This window comes from Acinetobacter amyesii (assembly GCF_023499985.1).
Classification (GTDB): Bacteria; Pseudomonadota; Gammaproteobacteria; order Pseudomonadales; family Moraxellaceae; genus Acinetobacter; species Acinetobacter amyesii.
The window spans coordinates 93727-109952 of the sequence record NZ_JAMCOU010000032.1 but is presented as its reverse complement, the minus strand read 5'-3'; the positions used below and the strand labels follow the sequence as shown (position 1 = coordinate 109952).

The 16226-nt window shown below is 39.4% G+C and carries 16 protein-coding genes and 1 pseudogene; 2 read left to right on the top strand and 15 right to left on the bottom strand.

Annotation, left to right across the window (positions count from 1 at the left end; translation table 11 throughout):
- Window positions 1-203: 203 nt before the first annotated feature.
- Window positions 204-911, bottom strand: a complete 708-nt coding sequence (locus M5F03_RS10400; RefSeq protein ID WP_249708278.1) for a hypothetical protein — start codon at window positions 909-911, stop codon at window positions 204-206.
- 1167 nt (window positions 912-2078) lie between these two features.
- Window positions 2079-3245: a low temperature requirement protein A gene (locus M5F03_RS10395; RefSeq protein WP_249708277.1), complete on the bottom strand. Its 1167-nt coding sequence runs from the start codon at window positions 3243-3245 to the stop codon at window positions 2079-2081.
- A gap of 296 nt (window positions 3246-3541) precedes the next feature.
- Here M5F03_RS10395 and M5F03_RS10390 point away from each other — a divergent pair, with 296 nt between their 5' ends.
- On the top strand, window positions 3542-3994 hold the full coding sequence (locus M5F03_RS10390; protein WP_249708276.1) for a hypothetical protein: 453 nt from the start codon (window positions 3542-3544) through the stop codon (window positions 3992-3994).
- Between the two features lie 28 nt (window positions 3995-4022).
- Here M5F03_RS10390 and M5F03_RS10385 read toward each other — a convergent pair whose 3' ends face one another.
- Complete coding sequence (locus M5F03_RS10385) at window positions 4023-4694, bottom strand: HAD-IA family hydrolase (protein ID WP_249708376.1); 672 nt, start codon at window positions 4692-4694, stop codon at window positions 4023-4025.
- Between the two features lie 98 nt (window positions 4695-4792).
- Between M5F03_RS10385 and M5F03_RS10380 the strand changes: the two genes are divergently transcribed.
- Window positions 4793-5560 (top strand): hydroxymethylpyrimidine/phosphomethylpyrimidine kinase, encoded by a 768-nt coding sequence (locus tag M5F03_RS10380; protein WP_078192312.1) that lies wholly within the window; start codon window positions 4793-4795, stop codon window positions 5558-5560.
- Window positions 5561-5639: 79 nt separating this feature from the next.
- Here M5F03_RS10380 and M5F03_RS10375 read toward each other — a convergent pair whose 3' ends face one another.
- The 12 genes and pseudogenes from M5F03_RS10375 to M5F03_RS10320 form a co-directional block, all read right to left on the bottom strand.
- Entirely contained in the window at window positions 5640-6692 is a 1053-nt protein-coding gene (locus M5F03_RS10375; RefSeq protein WP_249708275.1) for a DUF1176 domain-containing protein, read from the bottom strand.
- A gap of 90 nt (window positions 6693-6782) precedes the next feature.
- On the bottom strand, window positions 6783-9218 hold the full coding sequence (locus tag M5F03_RS10370; RefSeq protein WP_249708274.1) for an AI-2E family transporter: 2436 nt from the start codon (window positions 9216-9218) through the stop codon (window positions 6783-6785).
- 137 nt (window positions 9219-9355) lie between these two features.
- Window positions 9356-9802: a YybH family protein gene (locus M5F03_RS10365; protein ID WP_218954980.1), complete on the bottom strand. Its 447-nt coding sequence runs from the start codon at window positions 9800-9802 to the stop codon at window positions 9356-9358.
- Between the two features lie 25 nt (window positions 9803-9827).
- The gene (locus M5F03_RS10360) at window positions 9828-10511 is read right to left on the bottom strand and encodes a DUF2939 domain-containing protein (protein WP_180094360.1); all 684 of its coding nucleotides are present in this window, start codon (window positions 10509-10511) and stop codon (window positions 9828-9830) included.
- A gap of 238 nt (window positions 10512-10749) precedes the next feature.
- Window positions 10750-11034 (bottom strand): annotated as a pseudogene (locus tag M5F03_RS10355) (YegP family protein).
- 273 nt (window positions 11035-11307) lie between these two features.
- On the bottom strand, window positions 11308-11670 hold the full coding sequence (locus M5F03_RS10350; RefSeq protein WP_078191119.1) for a 5-carboxymethyl-2-hydroxymuconate Delta-isomerase: 363 nt from the start codon (window positions 11668-11670) through the stop codon (window positions 11308-11310).
- Window positions 11671-11832: 162 nt separating this feature from the next.
- Window positions 11833-12174 (bottom strand): zinc ribbon domain-containing protein YjdM, encoded by a 342-nt coding sequence (locus tag M5F03_RS10345; protein WP_078192316.1) that lies wholly within the window; start codon window positions 12172-12174, stop codon window positions 11833-11835.
- Window positions 12175-12331: 157 nt separating this feature from the next.
- Window positions 12332-12700 (bottom strand): DUF488 domain-containing protein, encoded by a 369-nt coding sequence (locus tag M5F03_RS10340; RefSeq protein ID WP_180126141.1) that lies wholly within the window; start codon window positions 12698-12700, stop codon window positions 12332-12334.
- 44 nt (window positions 12701-12744) lie between these two features.
- Entirely contained in the window at window positions 12745-13191 is a 447-nt protein-coding gene (locus M5F03_RS10335; RefSeq protein ID WP_180173141.1) for an SRPBCC family protein, read from the bottom strand.
- A 328-nt stretch (window positions 13192-13519) separates the two neighbouring features.
- Entirely contained in the window at window positions 13520-13906 is a 387-nt protein-coding gene (locus tag M5F03_RS10330) for a ribonuclease E inhibitor RraB (RefSeq protein ID WP_111884820.1), read from the bottom strand.
- 133 nt (window positions 13907-14039) lie between these two features.
- Window positions 14040-14975: an SNIPE associated domain-containing protein gene (locus M5F03_RS10325; protein WP_249708273.1), complete on the bottom strand. Its 936-nt coding sequence runs from the start codon at window positions 14973-14975 to the stop codon at window positions 14040-14042.
- 496 nt (window positions 14976-15471) lie between these two features.
- On the bottom strand, window positions 15472-16137 hold the full coding sequence (locus tag M5F03_RS10320; RefSeq protein WP_078191125.1) for a pseudouridine synthase: 666 nt from the start codon (window positions 16135-16137) through the stop codon (window positions 15472-15474).
- Between the last annotated feature and the right edge of the window lie 89 nt (window positions 16138-16226).

Here is a 16226-nt window from a genome sequence, read left to right as displayed (position 1 = left end):
GCGTAGTCAAACTTGCTTGGGAACGAGAGCCCAAATGCTCGTAAATTATTCTGATTCATAGACGTTACTGTCCAAACGTTATTTGACATATTTTCCTCTTTTAAGTTTTTAAAATTAGTTTTTAAATTTTAGTATAATGACAACCATCAAAATAATAGATCTACTGAATGTATAACAGCATTATTATATTTATTTTCTAGCTTTTATTTAAGGTCACATAAGAATAATTGCCATGCATCACTCAATTGCGCTTCATCTAATGCTTTTTTAAGCTCATCTGAAATAAAAATTGAATGATTTAATTCTGGGTCTTGCCATAGATCAACATCACATGTTGTAGCTTCATTCGCTATGGCTACCGCATAATCGGCATAATCGGCATGGTATAAACTGAAAAGTTGATAATTTTCATGTTTTGTGTATGAACGTTTATCTAGTTCTTCAGTGCAATATTCAGGACGTAAATAACTTCTTAACTCAGCAATATTGGAAAAATAATAAGTTTGATCATTTACCAACTCATTGAGTTGAATATCAAAAAAAGATAATGGATAGAGTGTGCTTTCGCCTAAGCGAAACTTTTTCAATACATTCGCACACTCTTCAGAGAGAATAACAAAACCTTCTTGTGTACGGAAAAAACTAGGGAGTTTGACTGTTTTACTAAAACCGTGAGCATATAGAACTGTAGGCGCATTTGCAGTTAATATTTCTTCAGCTAGATGATATTTTTTAGTCACTTCTATCCGAGCATCAAGTAATTTCGCTACACGTTCTTTTTCCTCTGCAGTTGCTCCAACTCTGTTAAGTTTATGAAACTCAACATAATTGAAAGTATTTGGAAAGGATAAACCAAATACTCGATAGTTTTCATCGAACATTATCGTGGTTGTCCATACATTATTAGACATATTTTCCTCTTTTAAATTTTAGTAAAGTTAGTTTTGAAATATTAACATTAAGTCTGTTGTTGAATAGATGAAAGCACAAATTCAACGACAAAATTTGTCGTACAAAGATTTAGGCATTAGTATTCTTTCGACGTCTAGGATAGATATATAGATATCTTTTTAATAAAAAATTAAAAACAATTAATATTAGTTAACTTAAATTTCATAATTATTGTTTTTCATTAATTTATATACTTTTATTAAAATGACACAAGATGTGTCGTTTTCTTCTCAAAATGTCATTGGATGTGTCGCATCCAAGTGTCATTATGTGTCGTAAAGATTGCTAATTTTTTGAATTTAAGTATTCGAAAATGACAAAGGATGTGTCGTGTGACGTATTTAAACCCTCTTCGGAGGGTTTATTTTTGAGAATAAAGCATGGAAATAATAATAAATACAACAACAAAAGAAAATTCACTGATTTATAGGTCGTGGATATGCGTCATTATTATAGGGCTTCTTTTCAGCATGTATTACCTGTTCATACAACGCTTTTACCTACTCATTATCGCAATCATCATTACGCTTCTAGTAACACTCATTGCTGCAACAAGAACTTGTCATCACTGCTATTTTAGAGCACTGACGTTTAATATCTTGGTCATATTCAGCATATGCTTTTACCCTCTTATCATTTTTAATCATACAATTTCGATTATCTTCATAAGCTACTGTTTAATTGATGGATATCTTGTACAAAAGAAAATAAAAACGGTGCTCAAACAACCTGATTTTATGCAGTCGATCCCTACAGTAATTTCCAATATAGACCAATTCAGTCTTGACCATGAATTGATCCACGGGAGAATATGGCAACGGAAATATCACCTGCCTTTACTCTATTTAGTAATTTTATTCAGTATTCCATTGGCTTTTCTATCGAGATTAGAAAACAGCTATTTTCTTTACGTACCTGTTAGCTTATTTCTCTCCTTTTTCATTTGGGAGTACACCATTAAGAGATTTATTTATTTTTCTTATTTATTCAAATCACACCTTCCTCACATTCAAACTACAAAATAGACAAGCTAAAAATGACTGTCGTTATGCAGATTACGGACGGATACCATCATCAAACCAAGGTCATAGTCCCTTCATCGCAGACGGAACTATGACAATAAACCTTCATTTTAAATAGCATTTTGTAAACATCAATCTCAATGCATATACCACTGCCATCGCAAATATTGCATAACCCGCAGGAGTAATAAACAACGGAATACATAAAACAATCACCACGGTTAAAGGATATAAAAGTTTTCTAAAGCCACTTTGATGATGCAATTCATGGAGTAAATATAAACTTGTCGTATAAATCACAAGGCTGATCGCCACAAAGTAGCTTTCTTTTTCAGAACTAATCAGTGCCTCATGCGAAACTACATCAACTGCGGCAGCTAAACCTGCACCAATCGCCGCGATACTAATAAAGACAAAGAAATGTCCATACCCCCAAGTAAATGCCATTTTTCGGCTATTTAAACGCTCTGCAATACTGGTATCAAAATAAGACCACCACATGGTGAACATCATCATCAGGCCGCCTACCATCAAAAAGATCAGTTCAGTACTAAAACGCTGATTTGTTAATGCATCGGTTATAGCAATCGAGCATCCGACAATAGATTCGCCTAAAACGATAATGGTGAGCAGTGAATATCGCTCTGCAATATGATGCGCATGCCAAGGTGTACGGCTTGCAGCCTCTGCAAAAACTGGCACAGACAGTTCAGCAATTGCGAGCAAAATGAAAAGATAAACGGTGAAATGCAGCGGCGAAAAATGAAAGAACAGCCACCCGACTTGTACCAGTATGATGCCAAACGCATAGCGTAATGCAGTTTTCCGACGGGACAGATCATGCTTAGCAACGCGAAACCACTGCGTAACTAAGCCGAGACGCATAATGGCATAGCCAATCACAATCACATCAAAATCCTGCTTTTGAAAAGCGCTTGGAATACCAGCAGCAATGACCAAAGAGCCAATAATCTGAACAAAAGTTAAGATTCGATAGAGCGCATCATCATTATCATAAGCCGAAGCAAACCAACTAAAGTTCATCCACGCCCACCACAAAGCAAAAAACACCATGCCATACAGCGTTAAACCCTGAGCCAAATGATTTTCAACAATGGCATGATGCAATTGCTGCCCTGCTGTTGCGATCGCGACAACAAAGATCAAGTCAAAAAGCAATTCTAAAGAGGTCGCGACACGATGGTGCTCATGTGGATCACGTGGGTGCAATGGTTTGAGCCACTGACTAGGGAATAAAAATGATTTGGACATAGCATTCAGCTTTATTATTTTCTGTCTGAATTTTTTCAAAAGCCTGAAATAGTTACAAGGTCGATTACATAAATCAGATGAGAAACAGTTTTCTAGAAAAAGGATAATGGTTTTAAAAACCTACTTAAGCGTTAGATATTTCAATTATGGAAGTAAAAATTCAAAGTGACAAAACTGCGAAAGACGTTTTAAGACAAAAACTCGATAGATCGTTGTATTTTTTATATCTCAGCTATATTTTTCACTAAATTTTAATGACATACTGCTATCCACTAAAATAATAATGAAACCGAAAAGTGATGTTAAAAGAAAAATTAGCGTCTTTTCCTGACGCAGTTTGGGTACAGATCCATTATGATCAAATGCAAGTTTTAACGCACGATCATCAAATTGTAGCTGAACAAAACTGCCATCTGGCTTTTATAGAACGTGGAAGTTTTGTCCGAAACTATCAGGTTGCAGAACAGTGCTTCAACCAACTCATACAACAGATCCACTTCAAGTGGTATGAGTTTGGACAGCCGGTTATTTTTATTCAGTTAAAAGAACGCTTATGTGAAGAAGTCAGCGCGCTCGAGCTACGAGCCATTCAAGAAATGGCACTAAGCGCAAATGCACATTTTGTATTTGTTTACGACAAACATGGTATCGCACTCGAAGCAGAAACCATCAAAAATGATGAGTCACCTTTGCTCAAATGGTTTTTCTGTGGGCTGATCTTTCTGATTTTGCTGATTATCTTTAAATAATCAGCTTCATTCACAAGGGTAAATCAAACTATGACACTTTCTGCTGCTGCAATTGCTCAATACTCGAAATCAGATCGTTAAAACCGTCAATTACTAGCGCTGGTGCAGCCATTTGAATTTCTTCTGCACTACCATAACCATAGCTCACAGCAATACTCGGCACTGCATTACGGCGTGCGCCTAAAATATCGTACTCACGGTCTCCCACCATCACACATTCTTTTGCATCTAACTGTTCTTGCTGCAAAATGTATTCAATTAAATCGCCTTTGTTGGTGCGCTCGCCATTTAGTTCACTGCCATAAATTACAGTAAAATATTGCGCCAAATCAAAATGTTCTAAAATTTGGCGAGCATAGACCGTCGGCTTTGCTGTAGCAACATACAAGCGAAAACCTTGCTGTTGTAAGGTTGCTAGAGTTTCAGCAACGGCAGGATAGACTTTATTTTCAAATAAACCGGTAACGGCAAAGCGCTCGCGATAACCTAGTAAAGCCTGATCTGCAAGTACATTATGCACATCGACATTGAGGATTTTGGCCAAAGAGGCTTTCAAAGGCGGCCCAATGATCCAATCGATATTGGTCTCATCCGAAATGGGATGTCCAATTTTCGCCAGTCCATAGCGTGCTGAAGTGGTAATGCCAACTTTTGGATCTGTTAATGTTCCATCGAGATCAATCAATATATTCTTAATCACAGCTTTTACCTTATCCATTCACTTCTGCAAAAATACTATCGAGTGTTCGCTCAAAGTTGCCTATACTATCGCAAATTTTGTGTAATAAGGACATCATTGTGCGCCCTACTGTACTGTGCTTTTCAGGTCTTGACCCTTCAGGTGGTGCAGGACTGCAAGCGGACATTGAAGCCATTGGTCAAAGTGGTGCACATGCTGCCATTGCGTGTACAGCATTAACCGTTCAAAACTCACAACAAGTGTATTCGTTTGAAGCAACCTCTCGTGAGTTATTGTTGGCTCAAGCACATGCTGTCGTCGGTGACCTCCCTATTCGCTGTGTAAAATCAGGAATGCTAGGAACGACAGAAAATATCGCGGCTCTCGCTGAGTTTTTACGTGAACATCCCGAATATCATTATGTTCTCGACCCCGTTTTAGTTGCCAATAGTGGTGGTTCTTTGGGCGATCAAGCAACTTTGGTCAAAGCCTTTGCGGAATTGATTCCGCTTGCCACTGTGCTTACACCCAATACCGTAGAATTACGCGCACTCACAGGTGAAGACGACATATCTAAAGCTACAGCAAAACTTTTTGCGATGGGCGCTCAAGCGGTATTAGTAAAAGGTGGCCATGAAAATACGCCAGACTATATCCAAAACTCGTTGTACATTCAGGGTGAATTAGTTTCTGAAACCCGTTGTCCACGACTAGATGGGGAATATCACGGCTCAGGCTGCTCATTGGCGAGTTTTATAGCTGGGCGTTTAGCCTTAGGTGATGAGCTCAAAGCGGCTGTTCATCATGCCGAAACATGGCTATTTGGTGTGTTGAAAATCGCTGAATCACCGGTTGTGGGCGGACAAAAAATTCCAAAACGTTTTTAGTATTGTTGGTTATTCATGTTAAGCCGATAAAAACTACTTTATATGATTTAAAAGCCCTGTATATCAGGGCTTTTTGTAATTAAGAGTCGAGTTGAACCCAATATACTAAGGTTGGAATTTCCCATGCACCTCCAGCAAATCCTTTGCACTGTGTGGTTTTTGCCATATAAGTTTGGATAAAGCGCTGACCGTTCCACGACCATTCCCCTTTACTTTGACAATCGCCAATGCCTCGTCCACGTTGGTTGGAGAAAATTTGTCCTTCACTAAACCCACTTCCAGAAAAGGTCACGGATTGTTTGATTTGCTTTAAGTTACGATCCATCAGCCAATAACCATTACCACTGTTATATGCCCCACGCCAACATGGCACTTCGACCAAGGCATTTTTTCCATTGATTGGAAACACCACGACTCGATCATCCTCTAAGAAATTTGCATCAAAGAGTTGAGGACAATCTTCTACTGTCGTTTTTTTCTTTATCAATCCAAATAATTGTTTGGCTGTGGGCGCATTGACGGCATACCGCGTTTGTAAGCCCTTACTGTAATTTTGAATATTCACTTTTGGAATACTTTTCGGTTTGAGTACATTGGCCGAACTGCTATTGGCTTTACGTAATAATGCAGAATTTGTCCCTATGCGCTTTTGAAAATCATCCATACGGAGCAAAACCGCACTAGCACCCTGCACGGACAATAACCATGTTTTGTTGTTGCCTTTCCACACAATCGGTTGATTGGCTTGCAAAGCTTGAATCAGTTTTTGAGTTTGAGCTGCACTTAACTGACCTTCCGCAGTTTTGGCATCAAGCTGCACAGTTCCCTGATTTTTACCTAAAATATAAAGTTGAAGTGGTTGATTTGCCGCACTGAAGGTTTCAGGATCGAGTTTCACTCGTGCGCTGACTTGCGCTTGAGCTCCCGCAGCACGTTGTAATAACACAGAAATAGCAGGCTGATTGCCCTCCGCTTGATAACCTGCAACGCGACAAGTCCCCGTATTATCACAAGCGATTTCCCAATCCTTATGTGAAAAATAGTTTCCTTGAATTTGAGCAAAGCTCACACTACAACCCAATGCAGCAACGTAGCCCAATAGAAGTTGCCAGATGACATTATTTTTGTTCATGTCTTTGGCTCAAAATAATTATATTAGAACCATCTTAAAATGCTTTTCACCGAAACTCCAGTCTTAAAAGATCTGCTGCATCATTTGAAATTATGAAGACGAATCATTCAGTTGCTGTATCTCCTCACATTTTTTTCGCTTCACATTTTCATCACTGAGCGTATTCATCAAATCTGCCGCCAGGCCTTTTAACAGACTCATATCATCATCGGTCATTTGATTCGGTTGGCGATCTAAAACACAGAAACTTCCCAACGCCACCCCATTACGATCTCTAAGTGCAACGCCTGCATAAAAGCGAATACGGTTATGCATCAATTCAGGTAAATGCGCAAAGCGTGGGTCACGTTGTAAGTCTTCAATAATCAGGCGTTCATTTTGATACACCAAATGGCTGCAGATCGAGTCTTGCTTCGACTGGCGCACCTGCATCGGTTGCTCAGTAGCCTCAGCCAAAGGACTACCTGGGGTATAAACCCAATCTTGCTTGACCCAAGAAATTTGCGCATATTTCACATCGAAGGCTTGTCGAGCTTCTTCAATATATTGTTCAAAGATCGGTAAATTCCGCTCATCCAAAACATTCAGTTCTTCTAATGCTTTTAAGCGCTGCGCTTCAACACTAGGATCAGGCTCATCCAACCAAGATTCACCCTGCTTCAATTGAAAAGCTTCAATGGTTAATAACAAGTCATTCATATTATTGACTACAGCATCGACGGTGAAATTTTCTTTGATTGCATCTAATTGCTTTACTTCATCACAGCTCCAGAGTGCAAAAATCAGTTTTTTATCCGGAAACTGTGCCTTAAAAACATGGCTTAGTAGGCGAATTTGAGCTTCGGGTGCCGTATGGAAAATCGAAATACAGACGATCTGAATATCTGCTTGGATATCATCTATACTTTGATGCTGATTTTGTATCAGTACGTCGCTAAATGCCTGTGCCGGAATACCGCTTAAGCTTAGGCCATGCGCCAACATAGCCGATACTTGAACATCTATTTCCCAACGTGCGCCGATACAAAAAACCTCAGTTTTCTGATCCTGCTGTGCCACTGGATATGCCCGTTGAAAACTATGATTAAACAGTTTTAATCCCTGATGTAAACGTAGTCGATGTTCAGCACTGGCCTCGGTGTTGTGGCCTCTCGAAAAAATCCGTATGGCTGGAATCGCGACTTTGGCATAAAACGCATTAACCCGACGTGCCTTGATTTCATCCTTCGCCTCCTTCGGTAACTTTTCAGCAATAAAATTTTGTGCGACATCCACGGCATCTTGCACATCATCAGCGACTAATCTTTGATAGAAGCGCTCATGCGGTGCCAATGCAGGCGTACTACCGATCAGGGTTTTAATAAAACCTAAGGATGGTACATAGCTCGAAAGCACCAATAAACATGCGGTTAAAGGCGTCGATAAAATTAAACCAATTGGCCCCCACACAGCCGTCCAAAACATGGCGGCAATAATAATGGCTAAGGTTGAAAGTCCGGTACTTTCCCCATATAACCAAGGCTCAATAATATTATTACTGACCAATTCCAAGAGCAAAATTAAACCCACTGTCCATAGCACCATATTCCATGTGGGATCTACCGCAAAAGCCAATGCAATGGGGAAAATCGCAGAAATCATTGGGCCGACATAGGGAACAAAGCGCATCACTATCGCCACCATTCCCCACATAATTGCTGCCGGCACCCCAATAAACCAAAGTCCCAAGGCCATCGGAATACCGTAGGTCACATTGACCATCAGCTGCATACGTAAATATTTACCGATACGATTGGCGGCTTCATCTAGTGCGTCTGTTCCGATATTTAAATTGCCGCCCAGCAGCTTAAGGAAACGGTCATGCAAATCTTTCCGATTGACCAAAATCAGAATCACAAACAAAAATACAATACCTGCGGTTGCCAAGGGATTGAGCACCCGCTCACTCCAAGCCATGACCGCTTCAGCCGTGGTTTGTTGTTGTCCCACCACTTCCACTTGCTGCACTTTAGGATTTTTCTCTTCAGGCACCACATCATCTATCGAGTTTTCAACAGTATCTATGGTGGTTTTTGCGCCATCCCAAACACTTGGGCCGCGTGCAAATTGACGAATTGAATCCATTTTCTTTTGAATCGTACCGTGATATTGCGGTAACTCTTGGCTTAATTGCCCCAATTGATAACCCAAATAAGAGGCCGCGCCGGACAAAATCGCCAAAGCCAAACCGACCACAATAAATATCGATGGCATCTGTGGTAGTCCCCAACCTCGGAGTTTCATCACCAAAGGGTCAACTAAAAAAGCCAATAAGATTGCGAGTGCCAATGGAATAAAAATATCTTTACCAAGATATAAGGCTGCAATCAGCAAACTGCAGATGATGAATCCTGCCGTGATTCGAATCACTTTATGTAAATCTGCGGGAGGCATTTGCTTCGAGGCGTTCAGGTCTTGTAAGCCTTGCTTTTGACCTGATGGTGATGATTCAAAATCTTGCGCTAATTTATTATTTTTATGATCCATTTTCTTATCCTGAACGATGGTCATTATTTTTTAATTTAGGCTGAAGTTTTAGAACTGCATACGCATTTCATGTAATGATTTGCAAAGAAAAAAACAGAGCGACATGGCTCTGTTTTCATACTGTGTTTTGGGATGAATTAAAAGGTAATCACTTTACTTTGGTGAGTCACAATATCCACTGGAACAGAAATATGTTGATGAACGATCTTCCATTGAGTCTGTGTTTTTTTCATCCCAATGGTGTTACGACACCATGAGATCCCTGGCGTTGGTATTCCACTCTTATCATCAATTTTGGAATAACAGTGCAGAAAGGCAATATCAGGTTCTGCATGGATGACCAGTTCCCGCCTAAACACCTTTAAACCTTCACGAAAATACTCCCGATAAAATTCCCACATTTTTTGATATGCCATTAAGCCGCGCATTTCACAACTGGCATCAAAAAAGTACACATCTGCTGCGCAGGATTCAGCAATATTTTCAATTTTCAATTGGCAGATGACCTCATCCCAATTGGCTAAAAATTGCAGAATTTCGTCAGCGGCCTGTTGGTCACCGACTATTTTGATTTTATCTTGCATCTCTGGCACCTATTTATTTTATTTTTTATGAAGCATTGTTCTGGGCGGCGTTTGGAAGTTGAATTTCAACGATCTTCCAGCTCCAACCACGGCGTTGCATACTAAATACGGTATATTTTGCTTCGCTTAGGCCTTGGAGCGGCACATACAGATCAAATCGATTCCAAGCGCTGTAGCTGGCTTTAGGTTCAAGTGGCTGGCTTTGCTTTAAAGCTGCAGCGGTTGTAGTTGCATCATTTTTGGATAATGTTGATGTATGAGGTGGTTTTGCGACCTTATTTTCAGCATGCGTGAATAGTTCAATCCCTGAGCTAATCATGCTCGGATTGGTCAGTTTGGTTATTTCTGGTAGTTGGATCGACTCTTTTAATGCTTTGCCTTGTAAAAGCAGCATGATACTGGTTGGATTGACCAGACTGTCGACTAGCGTTGCACTCAGGACTGTGCTGAGCTGCCCACCCCAAGACTGGGCGAATTCGGGTAAATGCTGTAGCCCAGTTTTCTGTTGAATGAGGTCTTCGACTTGTGGTTTTAGACTCGATTTGACTGCCGAAAAATCGATATATTGAGCAATTTTTTCAGGTTGATTGTGCTCATAGGCTTGACGTATTTGGAACAGCACCCAATACGGAGACGCAATCATCCAACCCAAGACGATGATCAAGATCGCAATGAGCCCATAATACAAAATATGATTCTGCTTATTCATCGTTCACCACTCTAGCCAGTGAAGTTGTGGTACTTCCTTGTACCGTTAAATAAGCCTGCTCTAGATTGAATAGCATCCAACCTAACAGCGCTTATCTGAGAACCATATAGCTTTTGATCTTGTGATTTTGACGAGCCTTCAGGTTTGTTCATCTCGCTTTGGCTGTCTTAATCAGGTTGTTTCAAATTTAAGCTGTTAATTCTCTAATTTGGGTATTCGCACCATGGGTTTTAACTGACTAAATGCCTTTATCGCGCGATTGCTCACTGGCATAAAATTGGCTGATCCCAATAATATGATGGTTTGCCGCTTTCAGATTGAAATATGGTTTACCATTATTAACATTCAGTCGTTCAAAGCGACTATCATCTGCACTGTTGTTTTGGACAGACTCAATCCCGTTTTGTGATGATGCTTAAACTTTATATAATTCACTCGTTAAAATGATTTCACCGTTCCATGCTTTTGATACAAAACGAAACTGCTGATCATTAGAATGAGTGATCTGGTACCATTCCGACATATGTTACCCCTTCATTTTCATTGTTTTATCTATTATTCGATCAGGATTTGTTGTTGGAAATTCAACCTGATCTACAGAATATAAATGAACTCGGTCACATTTTTCAATGTCTTTTTTGATCAGTGTCAAGGCTTAAAATTTAATCACTAAGAAAATGATTTTCAATAAATAATTCCAATAAAAAATAATCCGACCGAAGTCGGATTTCATCATTCTTTCATCATGATGTATTTGTGAATAGAGGCGCATTACTCAACGCATTGAATAAAGGCCTTAAGGACTGACGATCTGCTTTGAATATGTTGCTTTATTCATTTCTAATATTTCCACACAAAGTTGCACTTCTACTGCTGAAGCTGTGACATGTTGTTTCAACACGTCCAATAACAACAATGAAATTTGCTTTTGAACTTCAACCGTTCTACCCGTCAATAATGAAACTTTGGCATGCATATACGCATGTTGAGCGTGTTCATCCAAACCCACAACAAAATCTTCCTGAGCGACAGCTCGGCTCTTAATATCATTAATGGCACTGACATGACCCGATTCAAATAAGGCAGCGTTCAGCGCTTTAAGTAAAGGACGAGGCTCCAGCTCAAGGTTATTGGAATATTCCAAATGAATATGCGGCATAGTAAAGACATTTCAAACCCGTAATGCGTCTATTATGCAGGCTGAAAAATAAAATCTATAGCGGATTAGTTATCTATTTCATCTTTAAGTAGACATCCCAAGCCAAGTGTGGCCTTCGCTTAGGATGATTGAAGATTGCTTTAAAGCGAACAATAACGAAACTTAAACTTTTTTCACGTATTCAGATTTGAGTTTCATAGCCCCAATACCATCAATTTTACAATCAATGTCATGACCATCTGTTGCATCGGCTAAAAGACGGATATTTTTAACTTTGGTGCCAACTTTCACCACTGAGGATGAGCCTTTAATTTTAAGGTCTTTCACCACAGTAACCGTGTCACCATCGGTCAATACATTGCCATTGGCGTCTTTAATCAGCACCTGTTCATCTGCAGCGCTTTCGCCTTCACGCCATTCATGTGAACATTCGGGACAAATCAGTAAATCGCCATCATTATAGGTATATTCAGAATTACATTGGGGACAATTGGGTAAAGACATACAAGACCTCAAAAAAAGATGGATGTAAAAATCCACAGAAACTTAATATAACATTTTTATGTATTTCATAAACTTAAAAACCATAAATTTCGTATGGTTTAATCACATTGTGAAGGTCGTAAATTTCACAACGCTACAGCACTTGAAGGTTTAAATTTTAGATCTCTAATGAGGTATTTAATATTAAAGCTTTTAAGATATGCGCATGATTTTTATCCATATGTCTGGCCGCTGTGAGTAAGGTCAGGGGCTCCTCTTTTTCCCATGCGCGCAGTTGTTCTAACTCGGCTTGATTGGGTTGTATTTCTTGCAAATAGCGCTGTTTAAATTCGTCCCAACGAGAAGCCATTGCCTCATCTTGATGATACCAACGACGTAAATCTGTAGATGGCGTCAATGCCTTCGGCCACAAATCTAGCTCTGCGCTCACTTTACTGATACCACGCGGCCACAAGCGATCGACTAATATGCGTTTACCGTCGTCTGGGCTTATCTCATCATAAATACGTTTAATGTGTACAGTCATTAAGCCCTCCTTCGCCTATTTATAGTTTTCGATCATTCTTCAAATTATTCATCGGGGATCGCTGGATTCACTAAAAAAGCCAGCAACTGTAAAGACTCCTGCCAACCCAAATAACAGGCATCTGGTGGAATAACGCTCGGCAACCCTGCCTGTACAATCGTCACTTCGGTTCCTACTGATACCGCTTTAAACTCAACAGTGACTTCGATTTCACCGGCTAACTCTGGCATATCAAATTGGTCTGTATAGCGCAGTAAATGATTCGGCACGACATCATGATAATCACCATGAAAAGCGTGTGTGGTTCCCGTTGAAAAATTTTGAAACGACATACGGTACGAGCCACCTACACGCACATCCGAATGTTCCACATGGGCAGTAAATCCATGCGGTGCCATCCATTTAACCAAAGCATCTGGCTCCACAAAGGCACGATAAACGCGCTCTACAGGCGCACTAAAAACACGATGTAATCGAACAGTATTGCTCATGATGATGTCCTTTTTCATTGTTTTCACTGAATCATCCACATGCATTCACCCTCGCTTTATCGTCAATTTTTATCACACTGAAACGTTCTAAATGAAACAGCTTTGAAACGTGCGAGAAAGGTTATTGCTGTTCAATACTATAGCGAATCCTACAGATTGATCCCATCACTTTAACGCAATGCCTTGTTATGTTTTGTGAGCTGCATTCATATTAACTTGAATTTAAATTGTTTAAAAATATATACTTAACCCAACATTCCTACAATTAAAAAAATAAAAACCCAGTTAAATCACTGGGTTCTTATTTCTAACGATACAATAGTGAGACTTAGCTCAATTGTGCTTCATCTTCATCCAGATCATCATCTTCATAGATATAAGCCATACAACCCCAGCCGTCATATTCGCCCGAATGTTGTTCCGCAATTTTAATAAACCACTGCTCTAAATCAACGATATCTTCATAATCAGGTTCCATATAAACATAGACCGTGATAATCCATTCCACGCGATCTGATTCTTCATCTTGGAACAATGAAATTTTTTGCTCTTCTTTCAATAAATACAATGCACACTGTTCAGCCTGCGCTTCGTTGGAAAAGGCAATTGAATATTCGATTTCGTGCGGCACAGATAAATCATCACCATCTTGCTGCATCTGCCACAGCACATTGCCATTATCATCATCTGGAAATTGTTTAAAATCACGAGTCATTGTACTTTCCCTTATCGTTTATGAATTTTATTCTGTTGACTTAGATTAACGGATAATTGTTGCAATTTGCATTAGCTAAATCTCTTTAATCAGAAATAGAACGCCGAAGTGATCTTTCTTATAACAATTCAAATTAAACCACAACGTCCATATTGGCCTGAGTTTCTTTGAAATGTAAAACCAAAGCTGCCATTTTCAATTCTTCTAAGCGTAATTGTAGATAACTGTCGAGTACCCGTGCCTGACTAAAATGTACACCATGCACATTGAGCAAGGTGAAATCATCCGCCAAAGCCTGCAATAGCTCACCTAAGTTTTTGGTATTTAATTGGGCTAAATACAAATCAGCACGACTATTAAACACCAATGTAAATAATTGCATCGCAGCCAAACGACGTTCTTCATCAACATAATTACATTTTGCAGTCGATTGCTGCTCCATTGCATCAATCATTTTGCAACGTACCGCAGTCAAATTTTGCTTTGCCGCAGATTCATTCATGCCATCCATCAGCTGATCTAAAATACTCTGTAAAGGTAAAAAGAATGCTGACTGATAGCCCCGTATTTTGTTGTCCAAAGCACGGTTGATGTTTTCCAAATGCTGCTGATCCAGCGCTTGGCTATACAAATCCTTTAACTCGGCACGGGCTTGTTCCTGTATTTGTGATTTAGCTCTTTCTTGATATTTGCTCAAATACTGACGCACTTGTTCGATCTGTGCGCGAATATCATTCAACATGATATCGGCATTGGCTTTGGTGACTTCCACCAAACCATCAGCCTGTAAAGTTCGATACTCAACATATTGTTCAATCTCTACAATATGTTGATATTTTGCCACTTTATCGACTTGGATTTTTAAGCCACTGTTTTGAATACGTAATTGACTGATTGCATAATTCAATTCATCTTGCTGAGACTCTGTTTCAGCCAGTTTTAACCGCGCACGATCGAAGTTTTCCTGCAGTGAACGTAGGGTTTTATCATTTTTCAATTTGCGGTTATATACAAAAAGGAGAGCCACAATTAATAGGATGATAAGGACGATTAAAGCAATATTGATCATTTGCTAATCCTCAAAATAAGCTTCAATAATTTAAGTTTATTCCCCAAAACAAACCTAAGTTACAAAAGTTAAAATCTATAATTCATTTCATATTAGCAGAACAAATGCAAAAAACCGTATTTATCTGACCAAATACACACTTGCACACAATTCAACTAAAATACTGTTTTAAATTAATTTAATAAAAAATTTTCATATTAAAAAATAATCAATCAATATACTTTAGAAAATAGAATAATAATTTAAAAAAGGTGTTTATTTACTAAAAGATACAAATCAACTTAATACCATTATTTGTAAATATTTCATACATTTTATAGAGATATTTGGAGTAATTATAAATCCCCAGAATTGGGGATATAGTGTATATCATGATTTATTTTTAAGCAGAAAAACCTATTTAAAGCTGTAATTTTTCTTAGCTTGCTAAGCTGCATAAAATTTTCAATGCAACACAGCAGATTTTATGAACAGTGAGCATTCACATGAATATGCTTTAAAATTCTGCTGCGCAATGAATATGAACAGCTTGTTGGGTTAAGGGCTGGGTAAATGCCAGATCGCAAGCATGTAACGCCATCCGTCCGAGTGAGCTTTGCTTTGCATTCGGGTGATACAGTTGATCCCCTGTAATGGGGTGCCCAATATGCATCATGTGTACGCGTAGCTGATGAGAACGCCCTGTCACTGGTGTTAATAATACTCGGCTAATATCCTTGCTTGCATCATAGCTAATGGCTTGATACAAGGTTTTTGAAGGTTTGCCCAATTCAAAATGCACCATCTGTCGTGGTCGATTTTCCCAGTCCGTAATGAGGGGCACTTCAACACTGCCCTCACCTTCTAGCTTACCCTGAACCAAAGCTACATATTGCTTCTGAACCGTTCGCGCTTGGAACATTTTACTCACCGCCACTTCTGCATCGCGGTGTTTCGCAAACATCAAAATGCCTGATGTTGCCATGTCTAAACGATGGGTAATTTTTGCAGCAGGATACTGCTCCAAAACACGAAGATAGGCACTGTCATGATGCTCAGGCAAACGTCCCGGAACCGACAGCAATTCCGCTGGTTTTTCGATGACAACCAAGTCTGCATCTTCATACAAAATACGTAGAGGACCTTGAGGCGGCGCATAGACAAAGTTGGGATCTAAAGGCATGGACAGACTGTGTACTGGGAGAATGTCGGCAAAATAACAACTGACTAATTCGCTGTCAATCGACTTTAACCGATCAGGTCTAACCCTAA